Origin of the sequence: Motiliproteus sp. MSK22-1 (assembly GCF_001968815.1) — a bacterium.
GTDB lineage: Bacteria > Pseudomonadota > Gammaproteobacteria > Pseudomonadales > Balneatricaceae > Motiliproteus.
In genome coordinates, this window is the sequence record NZ_MIEQ01000096.1 from 441334 (window position 1) to 462911 (window position 21578).

The following is a 21578-nucleotide window of genomic DNA, read 5'->3' on the forward strand; positions in this document are numbered from 1 at the left end:
TCACCTATGCTTTGGCACTCATTAAGGCCAAAGTGTTATCCAACATTCTGTTGGAAAATCCCCATTCGTTATCGTACCAGGCCATGACTTTAACAAGGCGCCCATTAACACGGGTTTGAGTGGCGTCAAAGCTGGAAGATGCTGGGTTGTGATTGAAGTCTACGGATACTAAAGGTTGTTTGTTACATTCAAGCACCCCTCGCAGATATCCTTGGGCTGCTTCTTCAACAATGCCGTTGATTTCTTCCACGCTGGTGTCACGTCCTGCCAGGAAGGTGAGATCAACCAGAGATACATTGATGGTCGGCACTCGAACTGCCATACCGTCCAGTTTCCCATTCAATTCAGGTAGAACCAGTCCTACTGCGGCTGCCGCGCCGGTTTTAGTCGGGATCATTGACTGGGTAGCAGAGCGAGCCCGGTATAAGTCACTGTGATAAACATCGTTCAGGTTCTGGTCATTGGTATAAGCGTGAATCGTGGTCATCAGCCCATTTTCAATGCCCAGAGCATCGTTAAGCGGTTTGGCGATAGGCGCCAGGCAATTTGTTGTACAGGATGCATTTGAGATTATTTGATGGCTAGCGGTCAGCACATCGTGGTTGATTCCATATACAACAGTAGCGTCAGCCCCTTTGGATGGAGCAGAAATAATAACCTTGCGCGCTCCTGCATCAATGTGTGCCTTGGCCTTGGAGCGATCAGTGAAAAGCCCTGTGCACTCGTAAACCACATCGACATTCAGATCTCCCCAGGGTAGTCGGGAAGGGTCCCGTTCTGAAAACGTTTGAATGCGATCACCGTTAACGATAAGGCCATCACTTTCTACGGTTACTTCTCCTGCAAAGCGGCCGTGAACGGTATCAAATCGTGTCAGGTGAGCGTTGATGTTCGCATCACCAAGGTCGTTGATTGCAACAATCTTGATTTTGTCTTGTTTGTCGGACTCGTATAGAGCGCGAAGTACGTTGCGGCCAATTCGACCGTAACCGTTGATAGCAACACGAATTGTCATAGCCTGTCTCCTTAAAGTTATATATGTAATTTTACATACATAACGACCTTTGTGAAGCCGAATATGTAATTAATTTGCTATAATTACGTTATTTTTGATTATTAAAATTGTACTTTTAACTGTCAGACCCCCTTTTTTGTACTCTTAACCTGTTGAAATTGTTTAATAATAATAGATACAACTTAAAGTATAGTACGGCTGGTCGGATAACGGGATAATGATGAAGCTTTCTATGTAATTTTTATGTAAGTAAATTACATTTCTGTTATTCTAGCTATTCAAGAGGGGCTGATATGCACCAGAAGCGCCTTATACAGAGTGAGATTGATACCTTGAATAACATCCTTACCCACATTAATGACGAGTTGGAAAACCTGAATCGCTCCGAGCGTAAGGTTGCAGAAGTCATACTGGCAGATCCGCAAACGGCTACTCGCTCTACGATTGCTGTGTTAGCTAAAGCGTCCCAGGTCAGTGAACCAACAGTTAACCGGTTCTGTAAAAAGTTTAATACAGCAGGGTTTCCTGACTTTAAGCTGCATCTTGCTCAAGCACTGGCTCGCGGTGTTCCTTATGTCAATCGGAATGTTGAGCCAGAGGATACTTCTGACAGTTACACTCCTAAAATTTTTGACGCTACTATTTCAAGCCTGGCTTATGCAAAGGAGAAGCTGAGTCCCGCAGTGATCAATCAGGCAGTGGACCAGTTGATTCAGGCCAAGCAGATACTGTTTTACGGTCTCGGTGCATCTGGTCCTGTTGCTCAGGATGCCCAACATAAGTTTTTCCGTTTTAATATTCCGGTCACAGCCTATGATGATGTGTTGATGCAGCGAATGGCAGCAGCAGCCTGTGGTACCGGGGATGTGGTCGTGGTTATCTCTTACACCGGGCGAACCAAGGAACTTGTAGATATAGCAGCCTTGGCCCGGAAATCGGGAGCCTGTGTGATTGGAATAACCGCTTCAGCGTCTCCCCTGGCAAAGCATTGTTCCGTTGTTCTGGGTGTCGAGGCCCCGGAAGATACGGATGTCTACATGCCAATGACTTCCCGGATTGTTCATCTGGCAGTCATTGATGTTTTGGCGACAGGGGTTACCCTGCGACGAGGGCCGGGTTTTCTCTCCCACTTGAAGAAGATTAAAGACAGTTTGAAAGATACTCGTTATCAAACTGAACCGGCAACCAGACAAAACTAGAAAAAAGCCTCTTATGAAAAGGCTTGGCTGGCTATGTCGCTGTTAACTGAACCCCTGTTGAATGAGAAGCGTTTACCGGGGGCGTTGGATCGATTTAAGCTTTTGGCTGAACAGACCTGACACTCTGTAAGCGCTGTCCGAACCCTACGCCGGCGATGAGACAACTTCCCCCCAGTACCGCAAGCACCATGCTGACAGCCAGAGTTCCGCTCCATCCTGTTTCCAGAGCCATGGCGCTGATTGTCGCAGCTCCCACCATTTGACCGCAGCCAAGGGCGGCCGAAGCCGTGCCCGCCTGATCCGGGAAGGGGGCTAGAGCCTGACTGGTGGCTGCGCCCAATATCAAGGCAAATCCAATACTGGCAATAGCTACTGGAATGACGTATCCCAACAACGTGGTCTGGTTCAGATAATAGCTGAGAAGCATTATCAAACCAGCGCCACCGAGTATAGAGCAGCCGGATATAACCGTAGAAAAAGCTCCCAGCCTGGATATGATTCTGGGGGCAAAAAGGTTAGCCAGAATGATCAGTACTGCGTTGGCGCCGAACAAAATTCCGAAATCTTTTTGGCTGAGCCCTAATTCCTGTATCAGCACCAGAGGGGCAAAGGAAACGTAGCAGATGATCGAGGCCAAGGCTGCCATACACGCGAATCCATAATACAAGAATGAAGAATTGCTAAATAAAGGGCCGTAGTGCTTCAGGCTGAACAGTGATTCAGGTTTCAGCGTGCTGTCTGGCCGGGTCTCGGGTAATCGCGCATATATGTATCCGAATACACAGATTGAAAAAGCGGCCAGGGCTACAAATATCCAACGCCAGCCAAAACTGTCGGCTAAAACGGCCCCCAGAAATGGAGCCATAGCCGGAGCGACACATAATGATCCGTTGAGATAGTTATAGGCGGTTGCTCTGTCATTACCGTTGAAGCGGTCTCTTATCAGCGTGTAAGAAACGACGGAGGTGCCACAGGCTGCTAACCCTTGCAGTGTTCTGCTTATGTAAAGCTGGAATAGATCCTGGGCTGCAGCGGCTGCGAGAGAGGAAAGAAGAAAAAGTACGATGCTGCAGAGCGCGATGGGCCGCCGTCCATAACGATCAGCCAGAGGACCAGCAACTAACTGACCTAACCCTGAGGCAAAAATGAACAGACTAAGTGTGTATTGAATTTCTGCGGAGGTCGCTTCAAATACTCTGGCCAAGGTGGGCAGGGCGGGCAGGTAAATATCGATACCTAAGGGGCTGAAGAGTATCAGGAAAGTGGCTAATAATAAGATCGCAAATGATGATCGATTCAAAACTGAAGTCCCTGATTCCCCTGGTTTTCTCGAGTAACACTTATCGCAAGAAGCATTTATCTAAGGAACCATGGTAATTAATTTAAGATATGACGGATAATGTATTATCTTCTAATCTGATATTCCTGACAGGACTAATGCTCCCATGCTGGCAAGTCTTGTAATCGAGTCTCTTGTGGTAAGACCTTTTCTATTAAAGGGGAGTGGTGTGAATACCGATAAGCTTGCAAAAATGGACCTGAACCTGTTGGTGAGCTTACAGGTTCTGATTGAGGAAAAAAGCGTTACTCAGGCAGCAATACGCTTACATGTAACCCAGTCTGCCATGAGTAAAATACTGGGTCGATTACGGCAGGTGTTTGGTGATCCATTATTTGTTCGTTCGGCTTATGGACTTTCTCCCACTGCTCGTACAGCACAATTGGAAACTGAATTACGGACTATCCTGCAAGGGGTTAGCAAACTGACTGCTCCTCCGTGTTTTGACCCCGGAACAGCTAATCATAACTATAGAATTGCAGCCATTGATTCCACCAATCAGATATTTCTCCCGGACTATCTGCCTGAATTGATTACTCAGGCACCGAAAATGAGTCTTGAGGTTCTTAACTGGCAGGAGGATTCGTTAAAAAGAATTGAACAGGGAGACGTGGACCTGGGCATAACCGCTCGTGATTACGATGAGCTTTCTTTTGTCAGCTTACAGAAGCTCCCCAAGACTATTGTTCAGATGCCTATCGGTGATGACCATCTGGTGGTTCTTATGCGTCAGGGCCATCCGATATCAGGGCAAAAAAGTGCGTGGGATTTACAGAAGTATCTCTCTTGCGGTCACATTCAGGTGTGTTGTGAGGGAAAAAACCGTTGGCTACTCGATCAGGTTCTTGAACAACAGGGTTTGCAGCGCAATATGGTACTGAGGGTGCCTGATTTTCAAGCTGCTTTGAGTGCCACCTGTAATACGGATCTGTTATTCACCACCACTCAGAGTTTTGCCTCCTATGCCTGCCGGTTGCACCCGTTATCAGTTGAACAGCTACCGCTGGCCGTTGGTCCTACGACATTTTTATTGTTGTGGCATCAGCGCCATCATAAGGATCCGGGACATACCTGGTTGCGAGAGACTATTCACCAGGAAATTTGTGATAACCATCGCTTTGATCATTAAGAGAGCTGTTTGCAGGCTCCTGAGGCCAATCAGTCTGTCCGCAGCCAATCACTGTCTATACTGATACTTTAATCAGAGGTCTTTTCAGGGTTTCCAAACAAGCATTTCAGGCATTGATATATGAGTGTAATGACAAGGAGTGCATTTATTCAATCGAGTTCAGTGTTTCTCGTCTTTTTAAGCCTTTTTGGTTGCTGTCAGTTCTCCTGGAGTGAAACTAAAGTACGTTACCCGCGCGCCCTGACTGACAATGACAAACGGACGGAGTATCCGGTCCGTTTATTACAGCTGGCGTTGAGTGCATCTGACCGACGTTATGTGGTGGAGGCCAGCGAGTACCGAATGCCCCAGGGGCGGGCTTTGCTAAATCTGAAGCATGGATCAACACTTGATGTCGTCTGGTCAATGACCAGTAAAGACCGGGAGAGATTACTTCATCCGATACGTATACCTATCTATAAAGGATTAATTGGATGGCGCTTGCTGTTGATTCGACAACAGGATCAGAAAAAATTCTCACAACTGGAGCATGTAACCGAACTGACTAAGTTAGCGGCTGTTCAGGGGCATGACTGGCCTGATACGGCCATTTTGGAATCCAATGGTTTTTTGGTTCAAGGTGCATCGAATTATCAAGGGATGTTCGATATGTTAGCTCGTGGCCGGGCCGATTATTTTCCCCGCTCTATTGTAGAGATTTGGCAGGAACAAAATAACCATCGCAATAAACAGTTGGTTGTTGAGACAACGCTGCTGATGCATTACCCCACGGCGTTTTATTATTTTGTTAACAAAAACAACAGATTGTTAGCAGAAGACTTAGAAGCTGGTCTCAGACGGATTATTGCTAATAGTGAGTTTGATCGCCTGTTCAGTACCTATTTTGATCCGATTATGGACAAGGCCAGAATAGATCAGCGCCGTCTGGTCGAGCTTGATAATCCTACGCTGCCTGCGGAGACTCCATTAGGCCAGTCACGACTCTGGTTGGATATCCCTCCCGATTTGCCGAAGTGGCTTGAATAAGTTATTTAAATCAGGAACCGGGGGCTCTCGTTTATTGCCGAAGAGCCTTAACTCAATCTGCAGGTTAAGACTCTTGGTTTGAGGTGAAAAGCGCAACTGTAGCGGTAACAGGACAAGGGCATATCTTTCCTACTTATCTTTCAACAAAGGCCCGCTCAATTACATAGTGTCCCTGATCACCGTGGCGGGCTTCCTTAAACCCCATTTCATCCAGTATTTTACAGGTGTCCTTGAGCATACTTGGACTCCCGCAGACCATAAACCGGTCATCTTCCAGGCTGAAATCAGGCAGACCTAAATCGGCATTCAGCTTTTTAATCATCATCAGGTCCGTTAACCTGCCTTGATTACGGAACCGCTCTCTTGTGACTGTCGGGTAATAGAGCAATTTGTCTGCAACCATCTCACCAAAGTATTCGTTACTGGGCAGGCACTTCTGAATCAACTCTGCATAGGCCAGCTCTGACACGTAACGAACACCGTGGGTCAGTATGACTTTGTCGTACTGCTCGTAGATTTCCGGGTCTTTAATGATACTCATAAATGGCGCCAGACCTGTGCCGGTGCTGATAAGATAAAGACGCTTGCCGGGCAGCAGGTGATCATTAATCAGCGTTCCAGTGGGTTTACGGCTGATGAGTATCTGATCTCCGACTTTTATGTTCTGTAGTTTGGATGTTAACGGGCCATCCTGTACTTTGATGCTGAAGAACTCGAGCTTATCTTCATGATTAGCACTCGCGATGCTGTAAGCTCGCATCAGTGGACGGCCTTCATGCTCCAGTCCTATCATGGTGAAATGACCATTTTTGAACCGAAACCCTGGATCCCGGCTGGTGGTAAAACTAAACAAAGTGTCGTTCCAGTGCCGCACACTGAGAACTTCCTCACTTCCGATACTCGACATGGATTAACCCTCTTAATATATTCCAAAAAGATATAAATAATCGTTTATCTATTCAATAATGGCTATGTTAGTCTTTGTCTTTATATTGGTAAAATTGATAATTCAGCTAATGCTAATCGGAAATATCGATTATGAAATACAGCTTGCGTCAACTTGAGGTGTTTTTGGCGATTGCGCATTACGACAACATCACTAAAGCGGCTGAGAGTCTTTCCATGTCTCAATCGGCTGCCAGTGGTGCGTTGAAAGAGCTTGAGCAGCAATTTGATATACGTCTTTTTGATCGTATCGGAAAACGCCTGAAAATTAATGAACTCGGACGTTTACTGCGTCCGCGAGCAGAGGCTTTGTTGGAGCAGGCTCAAGCGTTAGAGCTGAATATGTCTCAACACCAGGCGGTAGGGCAGCTAAAGCTGGGAGCGACACTGACTATTGGAAATTATCTTGCAGTCAGGTTGATGGCTCGTTATATGGAGGCGCATCCGGCAGCTAAGGTTGAACTTCAGGTGGCGAATACCTCAACTATCGTGGCACGGGTAGCTAACTTTGATCTCGACGTCGGTCTGATCGAAGGAGAGATTCAGCACTCAGAGTTGGAGATAATACCCTGGCGTGAAGATGAGCTGGTTGTTTTTTGCGCCCCCGATCATCCTTTGGCAACCAAGTGGCAGCTTAATGATACCGATTTGCAGGCAGCGACCTGGATACTGAGGGAAAAGGGGTCCGGAACACGTCAGACCTTTGATCGGGCGCTGCACGGACTGCTGCCCGGTCTGAATGTGTTACTGGAGTTGGAACATACAGAAGCCATAAAAAGAGCGGTAACGGAAGGTCTGGGGATTGGTTGTCTTTCGCGCATAGCGTTGTTGGAAGCGTTTAGTCGTGAAACTCTGGTTCCGTTAAGAGTGGCCGGTCGAGATTTCAGTCGTCAGTTTTACCTGATTCTTAATAACCATAAATATCGCAGTGCCGGTATTGAGCGCTGGATAGAGCTTTGTCATCAAGCCTGAGTTTTCCCCGTGCGTATCTGACAGGCAGTCAAATCGAATTTGTTTTACTACACTATGGTTAATAGAGATTTCTTTCGTGGGCGTATCTTTCGTGAAAGTTCTTTAATTTGAATTGCCTCAGTTTTCTATCAGGTAACTCTTAACTAACAGCATTGCCAATTGCTACGCCCGTTCGGTGAGCGCCATGTGTTTGTTGTCAGAGTCCGGGCTTCGTGGTCATTGGTTATTGCTATACATCCTGGCAATCCTGCTTTTGCTGCTTCCCCGATTGTCTTTCTCTGAGGATTCTGAGCTGTTATCCGCAGACAATCGCCCTCAGGCCTGGTCAGTGAAACTTTCAGGTGGAATTGGTCCAGCCAGCAGTGATTATTTGATACGAGCGCTGGAAAAGGCCGCTAAAGAGGATATCCATCTGTTAATTATTGAAATGGATACCCCTGGGGGCCTGGACAAATCGATGAGGGCGATGATAAAGAAAATTATCGCGTCTCCCGTTCCGGTTGCTACCTTTGTGTACCCTTCGGGGTCCAGGGCTGCCAGTGCTGGAACCTATATTCTATATGCGAGTCATATTGCTGCCATGGCTCCGGCCACTAACCTGGGAGCAGCTTCTCCTGTGCAGATTGGCGCACCTGCACTACCAGGAACTCCTCAGCAACCTGCTAAATCCCCACAGCAGAGTAAAGATGAAAATCTCAGTGAAGAAAACCCGAGAACAGAAGACCTGCCCCCGGAAGATAGCGCTACGACAATGCGGCGGAAAGTACTGAATGATGCAACGGCCTATATCCGTGGCTTGGCTGAACTTCATAACCGTAATGCAGACTGGGCCGAGAAAGCGGTGCGGGGTGCGAAAAGTCTCAGTGCTGAAAAAGCAGTGGAATTGGGGGTGGTTGATTTAATTGCGACTGATCTTGAGGATTTAACCCGCCAATTAGATGGTCGGACAGTAAGGGTGCAGAATCAGGATTATCTGCTGAAAACCAGGAATATTGAAATCCTCCGAATAGAGCCGGACTGGCGCAGCCAGTTTCTGGTTATCATCACAAATCCGAATATTGCCTACATACTTATGCTGATAGGGGTGTACGGCTTGTTGCTGGAATTTTACAACCCGGGTGTTGGCGTGCCTGGCATTGTCGGTGGAATCAGTCTTCTGGTTGCCTTATACGCCTTTCAGCTGCTACCCATCAGCTATATCGGACTGGCGCTGATTTTATTTGGTATTGCACTGATGTCCATCGAAGCCCTGTCACCCAGTTTTGGAATCTTTGGCTTCGGTGGGGCTGTGTCCTTTGCTATTGGTTCGGTGATGCTGATGGACTCAGATCTGCCGGGTTACCAGATAGCGGTGCCTGTTATTGCCGCTTTTACCGTCTTTTCCTTACTGCTAACGGTTGTGATTTTAGCCTTGGCACTCAAGGCACGTAAAGGGGCAATGGTTAGCGGTGATGCTGTTTTGGTAGGGCAATGGGCGATTGCCATAGAGGACTTTCAGGCGGCAGGGAAAGTTCGTGTGCAGGGGGAAATCTGGAATGCCAGGTGCCAGGACGCTGTTCGCGCAGGAGAGCCTGTTTTCATTCAGGCTATTGAGGGGCTTACCCTCCGGGTAAGCAGATCAGGAGAGTAATAATGATTACTTACTACTTCATGATGGCTATCACGGTTTTATTGATTGCCTTGTTGTTCAGTATGTTTCGCATCCTGCGGGAATATGAAAGGGGGGTTGTGTTTATGCTCGGACGTTTTTACCGAGTCAAGGGCCCGGGGTTGATCATTGTTGTGCCATTGATTCAGCAGATGGTCCGGGTGGGGCTGCGTACAGTCGTCATGGATGTTCCTACTCAGGATGTAATATCTCGCGATAATGTGTCAGTTAAAGTGAATGCCGTTGTGTATTATCGGGTGATCGATGCCCAGAAAGCGATTATCAATGTTGAGAACTTCCATGAAGCTACCAGCCAGCTGGCCCAGACGACACTGCGTTCAGTACTGGGGCAGCACGAACTGGACGAGATGCTGTCATCCAGAGATACGCTGAACCGAGGAATTCAGCAGATTCTCGATCAGCAGACGGATGGCTGGGGTATAAAAGTCAGTAATGTAGAAATCAAACATGTTGATCTTAATGAATCCATGATCCGGGCAATCGCCAAGCAAGCGGAAGCCGAGCGGGAGCGCAGGGCCAAGGTCATACATGCGATCGGTGAGCTTGAAGCGTCTCAAAAACTGAGTGAAGCGGCACAGATTCTGTCTCAGCAGCCCCAAGCTCTCCAGTTACGATATTTGCAAACATTGACCGAAATTGCCGGGGATCACAGTAATACAATAGTTTTCCCGCTCCCCATTGATTTATTACAAAGGCTGCATGATGCGGTTAAAACCCCAGCAGACAGATCAGATTAAGATAAAAGGGGTTAGTGGTTATTTGGTTAACAGCTTTCGATGAGTTGGCTGCAAATGCGATTTAATGTGAATCCAGTGAAGAGACATGTTTTTATTAACGAAATAGTTGATGAATGCAGGTAGCGTTCTCTGATATGTCCATCGACAGCACCATGGACTTATTCATCGGTTCCCTGAGTAAAAAGAAACTAGAGTTTTGATTGCATGTCTATGTTACAGCAGTTAACAATTCCACATAGACTGTTGAAACCAGCCGCTCCCGGATTTTCTGCAAATAAATTGGAAATATCCGGTAACTAACTCGACTCTCAGATTAAAAGGTCAAGAATGCTCAAGTACCTGTTATCGGTTGAAATGCTATTGATTGTGTTGCTCATGTGGGCTGTTTTTATAATCGATTTTTTGCTGCCAGGAATAAACCTGAATTATTTGGGTATCCAGCCCCGAAAAATAGAAGGTTTGATGGGGATTCTGTTTTCTCCTTTTCTGCATGTCGGGTTAACTCATATCGTTTTCAATTCCATTCCCCTCTTGGTGCTTTCGGCGCTGATCCGCCTGTCAGTGGGAAGTTCTCAGTTGCGTACAGTTATCGTTCTCGGAATTATCGCCTCAGGCTTTGGGACTTGGGTATTCAGTTCAGCGGGAGTTGTGGTAGGGGCATCTGGACTGGTTTATGCGTTTATAGGGTTTCTTTTTGCAGATGCATACTTCAATCCGAGCCTGCGCAGTTGGTTGTTCGCAATTATTTCCTTTTTTCTTTATGGCGGCGCATTCTTGTCGCTGTTTGTGTTTAATCCGGTGGTATCCTGGGCTGCTCATTTCTGGGGTTTTGTTGCGGGGGCTTTAATCGCCTCTATTCTGCGCCGGCCAAAAACATCTGCCAGAAAATCATCATGGTAATAAGTGAGGAACCAACAGGGTTCTGCGGGTAACTGAGTCGTTGTATGGGCACATGGCTTGTCGAAGATGTTCAGTTGAATCGCCGCAATGATAGCACTTGGTGGCGAGTTCCTGTAAGCTTCACGCCCGCCATTTGACGCGGTTCAGACAATGATGCAGTTACCAGAGAATATCTTATGAGCTTTGCCTCCTTGGGCTTATCGACCCCTATCCTTGAAGCCGTCGCCGAGCAGGGTTACGACACGCCTTCGCCTATTCAGGCGCAAGCGATACCTGCCGTGATCGAAGGAAAGGACGTTATGGCCGCGGCGCAAACAGGAACGGGTAAAACGGCAGGGTTTACCTTGCCCATACTGGACCTGTTATCAAGGGGTGAGAGAGCTGGTGCAAATCAGGTGAGAGCGCTTATCCTGACACCTACTCGCGAGTTGGCAGCTCAGGTAGCAGAAAGTGTTGCGACCTATGGTAAAAATCTGCCACTACGTTCAGCGGTGGTATTTGGTGGGGTAAAGATAAATCCACAAATGATGAAGCTTCGCCAGGGTGTTGATGTGCTGGTTGCGACACCCGGTCGATTAATGGATCTGTACAGCCAAAATGCCGTAACGTTCAAGCACCTCGAAGTGCTGGTTCTGGACGAAGCTGATCGTATGCTGGACATGGGCTTTATCCACGATATTCGTAAGATCCTTGCTGTTTTGCCCAAGCAACGACAGAACCTGCTGTTCTCTGCGACATTCTCTGATGAAATTCGCCAGTTGGCCAAAGGGCTGGTTAATAATCCCGTTGAAATTTCTGTTAGTCCAAGAAATACGACGACTAAATTGGTGGATCAGTGGATCTGCCCCGTTGATAAAAGCAAGAAGTCGGCGTTGTTAACCCGGTTAATCAAAGACAATAGTTGGGAGCAGGTGCTGGTTTTTACGCGAACCAAGCATGGTGCCAATCGGTTAACCCGGCATCTTGAGGGTAAGGGGATTCAGGCAGCAGCAATCCATGGTAACAAGAGCCAGGGGGCGCGAACAAAGGCGCTGTCTGGATTTAAAGATGGCTCAATCCGGATTCTGGTGGCGACAGATATCGCCGCACGGGGCTTGGATATTGATCAGTTACCACAGGTCGTCAACTTTGATCTGCCTAATGTTTCAGAAGATTATGTGCACCGGATTGGTCGTACCGGGCGGGCTGGGGCCAGCGGGCAAGCCGTGTCACTGGTCAGTGCCGATGAGTTCAAACAGTTGTCGGATATTGAGCGTTTAACTCAGCAGCTTATCACACGAAAGCAAATCGAGGGTTTTGAGCCGGTTAATGAGTTACCCGAATCACGACTGAACAAGCGTCCTTTCAAACCGAAAAAACCCAAGAAGCCTAAAGTGGGCCATCGGGACGGTCAGCGTTCCGGGGATAATGCACAAGGTCATCGGCCTAACGCCAGACGACACGCAAAGGCGAGTTGAGTTTTCGTTCTTGGTTTTTTGGTGGTAGAGGGAAGATTGATAGAAAGTTGAGGTAAAGGCAGCGTTAGCTGCCTTTACCGGAAACCAGCATCCCGATACCGGCACTTGCCAATAACCCCGCACAACCACGATTGAATCGTTGTCGGTAGCGCGGGTGTGAAAACCAGCTGGCTAAATACACTCCTGCCAAGGCGTAGCATGCAATCGCGGTCCATTCCAGGATCAGAAACAAGCCCCCTAATATCCCAAACTGCAGCTCTATGTTTCCCGTAGGACTAATAAACTGGGGAAGAAAGGCCGTAAATATCAAGATTGCCTTCGGGTTGCCCGCTGCCAGTAAAAACTCCTGCCGCATCAGCAGAGGAACGTTTGCCAATTGTTGAGCCCTGAGTTCGGTATCTGCTGGAGCACCAGCTCGCCATAACTGGATAGCTAACCAGAAAAGATAAGCAGCGCCAAAGATTTTTATAATCAGAAACAGGGTCTCAGATGTATGCAAGACAACGGCCAGACCTGATGCCGCTAATGCAATCATCAGAGCAAAAGCAGTAAGCCGTCCAAGCCCTGCAAAAAAAGCGATCCTGAACCCATAACGTTTTGCATTACTGAGCGCTATCAGATTGTTTGGTCCAGGGGCCATATTCAGTGCAAAACATGCAGGAATAAATAACGCCAGTACAACCATCTCCATAAGATCCGTACTCCTCTGGGTTTAGCTTACTTTTCATATCCTCTGGCTGATTAGAGAGACAGGGATCGATTGGCAATCCATTGAACGATAACGCTAGACATAAGGCAAGGTTATTGCTGCGGTTCTGAAGATCCTTTGGGGATTAGCGGCCGATAGTGCGGCTTTGCGAATCCGTCGGGCTAGCGATACAGCTACTTGACTGGTTTTCGACAAATGGCAATGACGATGATGCCTGGAGTCAGTAGTAGTATTCCCAACCACCCGTTTAATCCCAGGTTTTCGTTCAGAAAAAGCAGTCCCAGTATGGCACCGAGACAGGGAACAGCTGACATCATCGCGGCTGTGGCAGGAGCCCCTATATGACGAACCGCGTATGAAAGCATAATCAGACCGACCATGGTCGGTAGTAGCCCCTGGTAAGCCCCTTGAAGCAAAATATGGGACATTTGAGCTTCTGCCAGATTGGATGGCAACAACAGTGCCCAGATGGGTAGATAAATAAGCCCGTTCAGCAAACTGGTGCATAACAGAACCTGCAAAACACTAACGTTCCAGCGACGGTTCAACAGCATATACACTGAGAAAACCGCGCCGGCGAGCATAAACAGCATGTCGCCGGTCCAGCTTTCAGAAAGTTCCAGCTTGTTGTTGCTTGAGGCTACCAGCCAGGCCCCTGCAACAATCACTGTTGAACCAATGACCTGAAGGTAGCCAGGTCTTTCCGATAACCATAACCAGCTGATCAGAAGCGTAAATGCAGGCAACAGACCATTGAGAAAGACGCCACCATGGGCAGCTGGTGCATAGGTAAACCCTGCATATGACAGCAAAACATAGGGCACACCGGCCAGGCTGCCTAATACCAACATTCGATATAGAGGCATTCCCTTCCAGGGCCGATAGTAAAGCACAATAGGCAGCGCTACGATCGAAGCCACGCCAAAACGTAGCGCCGCTATATCGTAGATTGTCATTGCCGATACGGCACCGGCTTTACTGACTACAATCCAGCCCGACCATACAAAAACAATAATCGATGCAGCCAAAAAACCCAGCACCGTCGTCGAGGGCTTATAGCCGTCAAACAGTGATTTTTTTCCGGGCTCTTCATTAATGAGATCTTTACTGTCCAGAGTGCTTTCATTCATTTGTATCTACCTGTCATTACACTGCGATTCCCTGATGCTTGATTCAAGCTGTTTCAGACATGCTGCAATCAGGTAACTTTTCAATTTAACGTTTGTTACCCAGATTGATCGTTTTTAACGTTGATCGCTTTAAACATCGATTGTGTTAAAGGTTGATTGTGTTAAAGATCGATAGTGTTAAAGGTCGATAGTGTGAAAAATTGATAGCGTTAAAAGTTGATTCTGAAAAAGCTCAGTGCTCGTTGAACGATTAGAGATAGATTACCGGGACAGTTTGATGGGCTATATCACGATCTTGCGGTCTTTTGCTTTGTTTTAGGAGAGGCGCGTGGGCATCGCCTCTCGCAGGTTAAACAGCTATCAGATGTAAGTCTGTTAGCCCATGATATCCAGGCAATTCCGAATGGCTTGCTTGCTGGTTTCGGATAGCGGCAATATGGGGGCACGGCACTCTTCACTGCAAAGCCCAAGAAGCGAAGCAGCATACTTAACACCCGCAGGGCTGGGTTCCACAAACATGGCATTATGGAGCGGAGCCAAGCTATCGTGATGCTTGAGCGCAGCAGTATAATCGCCTTCAAGACACGCGCTTTGCATTTTCGCACACAGGGTCGGTGCAACATTTGCTGAAACCGAGATACAACCGCGGCCGCCAGAGGCATTGTATGCCACGGCTGTCATATCTTCTCCCGATAGATAAGAGAAATCTTTGTTGATTAGCATACGTTCCTGGCTAATATGGGCCAGATCACCGGTGGCATCTTTTACCCCTAGCACACCGGGAAGCTCGGCCAGCCTTGCCAGAGTTTCCGGGCTGATATCAACAATTGCTCTGGGTGGGATGTTGTAGATAATCAACGGAAGATCGACACTGTCGTGGATCAGTTTGAAATGCTGATAAAGACCTTCTTGAGAAGGGCGGTTATAGTACCCGGCAACACAAAGCAGAGCATCAGCACCGGCGCTTTGCGCATGGCGCGCATATTCGACCGCTTCCAGCGGGTTATTCGAGCCGGCACCGGCAATAACGGGAACCTGACCAGCTGTTTCTGCAGCTACGATTTCCACCACACGCTTATGTTCTTCTTCACTGAGAGTAGGAGATTCACCGGTCGTTCCAACAGGCACCAGTCCGTGAGTGCCTTTGTCAAGTTGCCACCGCACCAGGTTTCTAAGGGCTTTTTCATCAAGGACTCCATTCTTGAAAGGTGTGATCAAGGCGACCAAAGATCCACTAAACATTTTTGACTCCATATAATTGGCTATGACTATAAAGTTAACGGCAAAAAAAAGCCCGGTACGCTTTCGCGACCGGGCTTCCATGATTGACTACGATTAATTTGTCATCAGATACACGCTGCCAAGCCGCCGAGGGTAACCTCAGGTTTATCACCGCGTTTGGACTCAGAAGACAGGTTATACATGATGACTGGTTTGATTCTCTGTACGAAGTTCGTTGGCTATGTGCAGGTAAGTCCATTTCTGATGTCGGACAACCCTGAACTCAACTTTGCAAAGGCTTGCTCGCCAGGCAAATCATCTTGTATCCAGGATTTATATGCACTGTAATGGACGTTACTGTATCGGTATTTTGACCGCCCATCAAGCTTAAAATGAACGTTGCTTCAATCTATCTGGAATCCTGGACAAACTATCTGGAATCCAGAACAAATTTTCTCGCCAGTATTGATAGAGAATCAAGGTGGAATTGTCATTGCCCATATTGTCTTTGTCGTTACACTGTAGACTTGGTGGTTATTTTTATTCCTGAGTTATCAAGAAGGATTGAGTTAATGGTAGTTCTGAAATGGATTGTTTTTTTGATAATTGCGTTAGCCCTCGCAATTTTAATACTGTTCTTTTACAAGGGATACGAATCCCGCGGGGGAAATTCTCCTGGGTTGCAGCAAGGGGTGTTGCAAGCATGTCCTGATAAGCCAAACTGTGTCAGCAGTGAAGAGGGAACGGATACGGAGCACAGTATTAAACCCCTGTTGCTAACGGATAATACTAACTCTCTGGATCAAGTTCGAGCGGCTATCGGTACGATGGGTGGGGTTGTGGTAAAGATGGATGAATCGTACCTGGCTGCAACTTTTACCTCCTCTGTGTTTGGCTTTGTCGACGATCTGGAGGTGCGTTTTGATCGGACAAAGGGCGTTTTTCATGTGCGTTCTGCATCCCGGGTCGGACACAGTGATATGGGAGTCAACCGCAAGCGTGTGGAGACACTACGGGAACTGTTGCAATAACTAAAAAAACCTGCCAACAAGTGACCTTTCCAGGGGCATGAGTCAGGTGGAAAACAGGCCTTCGATTTAAAAATCGAAGGCCTGTTTTAAGAGACGGGCTATGTTTCAGCAGATAGAGCGTGTTTTAAGAAACAGACCCGGTTTTAACAAATTGAAAATAGCCTTGGACTGGGGGCCTGTCAGGCCGTTACTTTCATCGGGCTGATTCCTTTCACCTCTATCGTGACATGACTAACACTCTGGACCTGAGCCCGGAGGTCTTTTTCCAAATCTGAGACTATTTGCTCTGTTCTGGCGAGTATTGCCTGAACGGCTGCGCGAGAATTGATGTAGTCGTTAAGAGCCTGATCATTCAGTTTGGAAGATGGAACCGACTGCAGCAGCAGCTCCCGCTCTTTTTGAATCTGTTGGTGCATTCCTGATACCATCGATTCTTCCCTTAACTCGATTTCAGCAACCAGTACCGTATTTGTTTCGTCAATAATGATCGAGCGGATGTCATGATAACTTTCCACTTCAGAATGGGATGTCGCAATTGCTGAAAAGACCTGTTCCGCTTTGGTATCACGTATATCTACCAGATACTTCATATTCACATAACCCAAATAGAACGCAATCATTCCAAGCATAACTGCTATCGCCCCGGAGAATAGAATATCCCATAATGGATTTCCGGTTATTTCAGCCAATATGATACCGCAAGCGGCCATGATCAACCCGAGCATCGCCACAGAATCCTCAAGCACGACAGCCACTAGAGTTGGATCGTTTGATTGGGTCAAATACCTGAAAGGATTTCTTAACCCTTCGCTGCGCATTCGCCGCCAAAACTCTTTAATTGCTATGACGAAAGAATACCCTTCCAGAACTGTAGCCACTGCCAGTACGATCAAACTTAACCAGAACCCGGAGATGATACCGAAGATTAACGTCTGCTCAACGGTGCTGGTACTCTGGAGATCGTGAAGGCTGTGCCAGGTGTGCGAAAGACCCAGGCCACAGCCGATTGAAAACAGGCCTATAGCACTCCAGAGGTTCCAAAGATACTTTTTTTGGCCATGACCGAAGGCATAGAGTGCATCGGCAGGCTGTTCTCCGACGACTAGCCCTCGCAATAAGAAACCCTGGTTTAAGGTATCCATCAGGCTGTGAACTGCTTCGTTCATCATCGATGCTGAGCCACCCAATAGCGCAGCGATAAACTTTATTACGGTAACGATGCCGTTTGCCACTATTGCAGTAACAACCGCCTTCCGTGAGCCATGAGCCATGTCAGTTCCTTAGTTTGAGATAATTCAGTCGTTGCGATAATCCAGAGCATTCTAGCGTTGCTGAGTATTTTCTCGCAACAATGATTCAGTTCGTGTCGACCAATCAAGTAATAACCTCGAATAATGTAATCCTGAGTTATCTAAGGAACCTAACCCTGGGGCTTGCCTGTTGGTTCTGCTGATAGTCGACGCTCAGTACTTTGTAGCAGAGATTTGACACTATTGATATTTACAGAATCTTTACGTTTATCCTGCGTTTCATTTACACAGCCGAGATTACCCTATTGAAAATACAGCTGAGGTTAACCAGCAAAGCAATCTATTGAGATCAAAGCAGGGGGTGTTGAATGAAAGTGGAAGGTTACCTGGATACGGAGCTTCGCTATGGAAGCGTATCCAGATTTAATCATTGGGTGGGTGCCTTATTAGTGGTTGGGTTATTGGCGATTGGGCTATATTTTCATGATATGCCACAAGGCGACGAAAAGTTTTTTTGGATACGCTTACATGCATCGATAGGCATGCTTGGTTTTGCTTTTCTCCTGTTTCGGATACTTTGGCGCGCAATGATTACCGGTCCACAGCCGGCACATCAGAGTCGAAAACTCAGTATTCTGACAGTTTGGAGTCATCGTTTAATTTTGTTTTTAATAGTCGTTCTGCTGGTCTCAGGTCCTTTCGCTATATGGAGTGGCGGTCGTCCTATCAATGTTTTTGATTGGGTCGTGATCCCCGGACCTATTGGTAAGTGGACGGCTCTGCATGAAATTCTGGAGAATATTCATGGACTGGCCGGTCGAATATTAATGTTTTTGGTGATCGGACATATAGTCATGGCTGCCAAACACCACTTTGTGGATAAGGACCAAGTCATGAAACGGATGACGGGCGCATGATAAGTAGTGGCGAATAGGGCTGATTTAACCAGAGGTTTCCAAGGTATGCTTGGAAAACAGTCAGTTAAGGCGGATACTTGAATAGTGATAGATGACTCTGCAGTGTTAATTAAACAATGAAAAGCCTCTGTTTAATCCAGAGAGGTTTGCATGGACAAGTAAACAGCTATGACAATACGACGTCTTGGACTCCTAACGTTGAGTCTGGTGATACTGAACGGATGTGAATCAGGCCTGAAGCCATTCGTTGTCGAAAAAGCTAACATTGACGTGCCTCCGGTTTGGCAGGAGCTTTCTCATCCTGGAGATCTTTCGGATCAGGGCTGGTTGGCGGAGATCCAGGACAGTCGGCTTCCTGATTTGATTGCTGAAGCTGTCGAGTCCAATCCGGATTTGCAGTTGGCTCGGGCAAAACTGAATGCTGGTTTAGCTCAGGTAACTGTAACAGGGGCCGCCTTGTTGCCCCGCGTTGATGGGCAGATAAGTGGTGCGCGTAGCCGCCGGTCAAGTAACGGCAGTCATAGTATAAGCAATTCGTTTAACGCTGAACTTCAATTCAGCTGGGAAGCAGACCTGTGGAATAAGTTGTCTGACAGTGAACGGGCGGCGGTGCTGGATGCTAAGGCACTTCGGCAGGACCTGAAGGCGGGGCGTCTGTCTCTTGCCGCTAATGTTTCTAAAGCCTGGTTTGCAGCGGTTGAAAGTAAACTGCAAGAGGAACTGAGCCAGAGTTTGGTGGATAACTTAAAGGCTAATCTGGAAATACTGGAAGAAGGGTATCGTTCAGGTATTTTTGGTGCTCTTGACATACATTTGTCCCGGGCAAATCTCGCTGCAGAACAAGGACGGCTTGCCGTAAACCGCCAAACTCATGGTGATCGTGTTCGCAGTCTGGAGGCTTTGATGGGGCGTTACCCAGGCAATGTTCTGGAACTGGTCTCAGACTTGCCGGAACTCCCTCCTCCGGTGCCTGCGGGCTTGCCATCCTCACTACTGGAACGTCGTCATGACATTCGCGCTGCGGATCTTCGTTTTGAGCGGAGTGTTGCGGAGCTTTCCCGTGCCCACAAGGATCGTTTTCCGAGTTTAAGGCTGACTGCCGATTATGGGATCAGTAGTGATGAATTGAAAGACCTTCTGAAAGGCAACAGCCTTGCATGGACCGCTTTGGCCTCATTGGCACAACCGTTATTTGATGGTGGACGGTTGGCAGCGCTTGAACAGCGTGCTGTTGCGGAGGCCGAACAAGCGAAAGCGATTTATATTAATACCGTTTTAGGCGCTTTTTCTGATGTTGAGTCTACGTTGCAGCAAGAACAGCAATTGATTAAAAAGACAGCGGCTTTACGTTTGAGCAGTGAGGAGTCTGAGTATGCCCAGAGTTTGGCTTTTGAACAGTATCGGGCTGGACTTGTCGATTATATAACAGTGTTAGAGGCTCAACGTAGGGCATTTATCGCTCGCAGCAGTTACCTGGAATCCCGTAGTCAGCAGTTGCAGAACCGCATAAACTTATATTTGGCACTCGGGGGAGATTTTATGACTCAGAGTAGAGGGGGAACTGACCTCCAGGCTTTTGAAACAGAGGGTGCTGATTCTCTGATCAAAATGGGAAAGGGCAAAAGGTGATTAGATGAAGTGGTTGAAATGGATGCTGCCAATTACGGTGCTGATAGTCAGTGCCTATGGTGTCAACTACATTGTCAATAACAAACCTGATGCCAAGCGGGGGCGTCCGCAGGGGCCACAAGCCATGACTGTTGAAGGGACGCGCTTGCACCGGCAGGATTTTCAGGTCTGGTTGGATTCTTATGGCGTAGTAAAACCGCGAACCGAAAGTCATCTGGTATCACAGGTAGCAGGGAAAGTTGTAAAGATTTCTGAGCGTTTTCGTGAAGGGGCATTTTTTGAAGCGGGGGATATTCTTATTCGGATAGATCCTCGTGACTATCAGGTTGCCGTGGATATAGCAGAGGCTGAATTGATCCAGGCGCAACTAGGCTTAAAAGAAGAGCAAGCACGTGTCGAACAGGCTCTTCGGGACTGGAAGCGGTTGGGGAAGGGGGTGGCAGGAGACCTCGTTCTGCGAAAACCTCAATTGGCTGCTGCTGATGCTGCAATATCTTCCGCCAAGGCCAAACTGGTAAGGGCCAAGCTGAGCCTGGAACGCACGCGCATTAAGGCTCCTTATGCCGGAAGACTGTTATCCAAGCAGGTTGATCTGGGACAGGTGGTTTCGTCCGGGACTGTTCTGGCGGAAATTTTTGCTGTGGATTACGTCGAGGTTCGGCTGCCTTTAAATAACCGCCAACTGGAGTATGTGAGCTTGCCAGAGCAATATCGGGGCGGTGAGCTTAGAAGTGGAAACTTACCCGAGGTCTCTTTGCAGGCTCAAATAGGGCGCCAGCAATATTCCTGGTCTGGAAAGGTGGTCCGGGTGGAAGGTGCAATCGATCAAGGTAGTCGTCAACTGTTTGTCGTTGCTCAAATAGAAGACCCCTATAGTCTTGGCCCCCAGGGCAACCCACCGCTTAAAATTGGGCAGTTTGTTCAGGCCAAGATTAAAGGGAAGCTGTTACAGGGCGTGTATGTTTTTCCACGCACCGCTCTTAATCAAGACAATACCGTGCTGATTATAGAAAAAGGGCGACTACAGTCTCGAATTCTTGACCCTCTGTGGACCGATGAAGAATCCGTAGTGGCTAGCAGCGGTTTAGAGAATGGTGATTTGCTAAACCTGACTCCGATGGGGGCAGGGGTTAGTGGTCTGGCCGTTCGTGCCGTGATTGATGGTGAGCCTCTGGTTAATAAGAATGGTGCGGACAAAGAAAGAAAACGCAAGCGCCCGAAGCAAGATGAAGATCGACTTCATCAAGGGGACCCGGAGGCAGCAAAGCCTGCTGTATCCGGATGATTTTTCCAGCACCTGTTT

General features: G+C 47.7%; 19 protein-coding genes. 12 read left to right on the forward strand and 7 right to left on the reverse strand.

Features of this window, described 5'->3' with window-relative positions:
• Positions 1 to 4 precede the first annotated feature (4 nt).
• Complete coding sequence (gene gap, locus BGP75_RS25590; RefSeq protein WP_076721722.1) at positions 5 to 1015, reverse strand: type I glyceraldehyde-3-phosphate dehydrogenase; 1011 nt, start codon at positions 1013 to 1015, stop codon at positions 5 to 7.
• A gap of 293 nt (positions 1016 to 1308) precedes the next feature.
• Between gap and BGP75_RS25595 the strand changes: the two genes are divergently transcribed.
• Positions 1309 to 2214: a MurR/RpiR family transcriptional regulator gene (locus BGP75_RS25595; RefSeq protein ID WP_076721723.1), complete on the forward strand. Its 906-nt coding sequence runs from the start codon at positions 1309 to 1311 to the stop codon at positions 2212 to 2214.
• Positions 2215 to 2308: 94 nt separating this feature from the next.
• On the opposite strand, the gene BGP75_RS25600 is transcribed toward BGP75_RS25595, so the two are convergent.
• Entirely contained in the window at positions 2309 to 3514 is a 1206-nt protein-coding gene (locus tag BGP75_RS25600) for a multidrug effflux MFS transporter (RefSeq protein WP_076721724.1), read from the reverse strand.
• Between the two features lie 208 nt (positions 3515 to 3722).
• Between BGP75_RS25600 and BGP75_RS25605 the strand changes: the two genes are divergently transcribed.
• Together BGP75_RS25605 and BGP75_RS25610 are read left to right on the forward strand one after the other, a co-directional pair.
• Positions 3723 to 4682, forward strand: coding sequence for a LysR family transcriptional regulator (locus tag BGP75_RS25605; RefSeq protein WP_076721861.1), 960 nt, complete (start codon positions 3723 to 3725; stop codon positions 4680 to 4682).
• A gap of 120 nt (positions 4683 to 4802) precedes the next feature.
• Entirely contained in the window at positions 4803 to 5708 is a 906-nt protein-coding gene (locus BGP75_RS25610) for a transporter substrate-binding domain-containing protein (RefSeq protein ID WP_076721725.1), read from the forward strand.
• A 133-nt stretch (positions 5709 to 5841) separates the two neighbouring features.
• Here the strand turns inward: BGP75_RS25610 and BGP75_RS25615 are convergent, their stop codons facing one another.
• Positions 5842 to 6615, reverse strand: coding sequence for a ferredoxin--NADP reductase (locus tag BGP75_RS25615; RefSeq protein ID WP_076721726.1), 774 nt, complete (start codon positions 6613 to 6615; stop codon positions 5842 to 5844).
• A gap of 131 nt (positions 6616 to 6746) precedes the next feature.
• Here BGP75_RS25615 and BGP75_RS25620 point away from each other — a divergent pair, with 131 nt between their 5' ends.
• The 5 genes from BGP75_RS25620 (at position 6747) to BGP75_RS25640 (ending at position 12388) form a co-directional block, all read left to right on the forward strand.
• On the forward strand, positions 6747 to 7625 hold the full coding sequence (locus BGP75_RS25620; RefSeq protein WP_076721727.1) for a LysR family transcriptional regulator: 879 nt from the start codon (positions 6747 to 6749) through the stop codon (positions 7623 to 7625).
• Positions 7626 to 7809: 184 nt separating this feature from the next.
• The gene (locus tag BGP75_RS25625) at positions 7810 to 9255 is read left to right on the forward strand and encodes a nodulation protein NfeD (RefSeq protein WP_076721728.1); all 1446 of its coding nucleotides are present in this window, start codon (positions 7810 to 7812) and stop codon (positions 9253 to 9255) included.
• 2 nt (positions 9256 to 9257) lie between these two features.
• Positions 9258 to 10031 carry a slipin family protein gene (locus BGP75_RS25630; RefSeq protein WP_076721729.1) on the forward strand — a complete coding sequence of 258 codons (774 nt, stop codon included), beginning with the start codon at positions 9258 to 9260 and terminating at the stop codon, positions 10029 to 10031.
• A 327-nt stretch (positions 10032 to 10358) separates the two neighbouring features.
• Positions 10359 to 10931, forward strand: a complete 573-nt coding sequence (locus BGP75_RS25635; protein ID WP_076721730.1) for a rhomboid family intramembrane serine protease — start codon at positions 10359 to 10361, stop codon at positions 10929 to 10931.
• A gap of 176 nt (positions 10932 to 11107) precedes the next feature.
• On the forward strand, positions 11108 to 12388 hold the full coding sequence (locus BGP75_RS25640; RefSeq protein WP_076721731.1) for a DEAD/DEAH box helicase: 1281 nt from the start codon (positions 11108 to 11110) through the stop codon (positions 12386 to 12388).
• Positions 12389 to 12452: 64 nt separating this feature from the next.
• Here BGP75_RS25640 and BGP75_RS25645 read toward each other — a convergent pair whose 3' ends face one another.
• The 3 genes from BGP75_RS25645 to dapA form a co-directional block, all read right to left on the reverse strand.
• Positions 12453 to 13079, reverse strand: a complete 627-nt coding sequence (locus BGP75_RS25645; RefSeq protein WP_076721732.1) for a LysE family translocator — start codon at positions 13077 to 13079, stop codon at positions 12453 to 12455.
• 191 nt (positions 13080 to 13270) lie between these two features.
• Positions 13271 to 14227 carry a DMT family transporter gene (locus tag BGP75_RS25650; RefSeq protein WP_083705062.1) on the reverse strand — a complete coding sequence of 319 codons (957 nt, stop codon included), beginning with the start codon at positions 14225 to 14227 and terminating at the stop codon, positions 13271 to 13273.
• Between the two features lie 375 nt (positions 14228 to 14602).
• Entirely contained in the window at positions 14603 to 15469 is an 867-nt protein-coding gene (gene dapA, locus BGP75_RS25655) for a 4-hydroxy-tetrahydrodipicolinate synthase (protein ID WP_076721733.1), read from the reverse strand.
• A 551-nt stretch (positions 15470 to 16020) separates the two neighbouring features.
• On the opposite strand from dapA, the gene BGP75_RS25660 reads away from it, so the two are divergent.
• The gene (locus BGP75_RS25660) at positions 16021 to 16479 is read left to right on the forward strand and encodes a DUF1499 domain-containing protein (protein ID WP_158070179.1); all 459 of its coding nucleotides are present in this window, start codon (positions 16021 to 16023) and stop codon (positions 16477 to 16479) included.
• A gap of 179 nt (positions 16480 to 16658) precedes the next feature.
• On the opposite strand, the gene BGP75_RS25665 is transcribed toward BGP75_RS25660, so the two are convergent.
• Positions 16659 to 17750 carry a cation diffusion facilitator family transporter gene (locus tag BGP75_RS25665; protein ID WP_076721734.1) on the reverse strand — a complete coding sequence of 364 codons (1092 nt, stop codon included), beginning with the start codon at positions 17748 to 17750 and terminating at the stop codon, positions 16659 to 16661.
• Positions 17751 to 18097: 347 nt separating this feature from the next.
• Here BGP75_RS25665 and BGP75_RS25670 point away from each other — a divergent pair, with 347 nt between their 5' ends.
• The 3 genes from BGP75_RS25670 to BGP75_RS25680 all read left to right on the forward strand — a co-directional run bounded on the left by BGP75_RS25670 (position 18098) and on the right by BGP75_RS25680 (position 21560).
• Positions 18098 to 18646, forward strand: coding sequence for a cytochrome b (locus BGP75_RS25670; RefSeq protein WP_076721735.1), 549 nt, complete (start codon positions 18098 to 18100; stop codon positions 18644 to 18646).
• A gap of 168 nt (positions 18647 to 18814) precedes the next feature.
• Positions 18815 to 20275, forward strand: a complete 1461-nt coding sequence (locus tag BGP75_RS25675) for an efflux transporter outer membrane subunit (RefSeq protein ID WP_083705064.1) — start codon at positions 18815 to 18817, stop codon at positions 20273 to 20275.
• Positions 20276 to 20279: 4 nt separating this feature from the next.
• On the forward strand, positions 20280 to 21560 hold the full coding sequence (locus BGP75_RS25680; protein ID WP_083705065.1) for an efflux RND transporter periplasmic adaptor subunit: 1281 nt from the start codon (positions 20280 to 20282) through the stop codon (positions 21558 to 21560).
• Positions 21561 to 21578 lie beyond the last annotated feature (18 nt).

Excerpts from the sequence above, each read along its gene's own strand:
- gap (WP_076721722.1), bottom strand. The coding sequence starts at position 1,015 with ATGACAATTCGTGTTGCTATCAACGGTTACGGTCGAATTGGCCGCAAC.
- BGP75_RS25595 (WP_076721723.1), top strand. The coding sequence starts at position 1,309 with ATGCACCAGAAGCGCCTTATACAGAGTGAGATTGATACCTTGAATAAC.
- BGP75_RS25610 (WP_076721725.1), top strand. The coding sequence starts at position 4,803 with ATGAGTGTAATGACAAGGAGTGCATTTATTCAATCGAGTTCAGTGTTT.
- BGP75_RS25615 (WP_076721726.1), bottom strand. The coding sequence starts at position 6,615 with ATGTCGAGTATCGGAAGTGAGGAAGTTCTCAGTGTGCGGCACTGGAAC.
- BGP75_RS25620 (WP_076721727.1), top strand. The coding sequence starts at position 6,747 with ATGAAATACAGCTTGCGTCAACTTGAGGTGTTTTTGGCGATTGCGCAT.
- BGP75_RS25625 (WP_076721728.1), top strand. The coding sequence starts at position 7,810 with ATGTGTTTGTTGTCAGAGTCCGGGCTTCGTGGTCATTGGTTATTGCTA.
- BGP75_RS25630 (WP_076721729.1), top strand. The coding sequence starts at position 9,258 with ATGATTACTTACTACTTCATGATGGCTATCACGGTTTTATTGATTGCC.
- BGP75_RS25635 (WP_076721730.1), top strand. The coding sequence starts at position 10,359 with ATGCTCAAGTACCTGTTATCGGTTGAAATGCTATTGATTGTGTTGCTC.
- BGP75_RS25640 (WP_076721731.1), top strand. The coding sequence starts at position 11,108 with ATGAGCTTTGCCTCCTTGGGCTTATCGACCCCTATCCTTGAAGCCGTC.
- BGP75_RS25645 (WP_076721732.1), bottom strand. The coding sequence starts at position 13,079 with ATGGAGATGGTTGTACTGGCGTTATTTATTCCTGCATGTTTTGCACTG.
- BGP75_RS25650 (WP_083705062.1), bottom strand. The coding sequence starts at position 14,227 with ATGAATGAAAGCACTCTGGACAGTAAAGATCTCATTAATGAAGAGCCC.
- dapA (WP_076721733.1), bottom strand. The coding sequence starts at position 15,469 with ATGTTTAGTGGATCTTTGGTCGCCTTGATCACACCTTTCAAGAATGGA.
- BGP75_RS25660 (WP_158070179.1), top strand. The coding sequence starts at position 16,021 with ATGGTAGTTCTGAAATGGATTGTTTTTTTGATAATTGCGTTAGCCCTC.
- BGP75_RS25665 (WP_076721734.1), bottom strand. The coding sequence starts at position 17,750 with ATGGCTCATGGCTCACGGAAGGCGGTTGTTACTGCAATAGTGGCAAAC.
- BGP75_RS25670 (WP_076721735.1), top strand. The coding sequence starts at position 18,098 with ATGAAAGTGGAAGGTTACCTGGATACGGAGCTTCGCTATGGAAGCGTA.
- BGP75_RS25675 (WP_083705064.1), top strand. The coding sequence starts at position 18,815 with ATGACAATACGACGTCTTGGACTCCTAACGTTGAGTCTGGTGATACTG.
- BGP75_RS25680 (WP_083705065.1), top strand. The coding sequence starts at position 20,280 with ATGAAGTGGTTGAAATGGATGCTGCCAATTACGGTGCTGATAGTCAGT.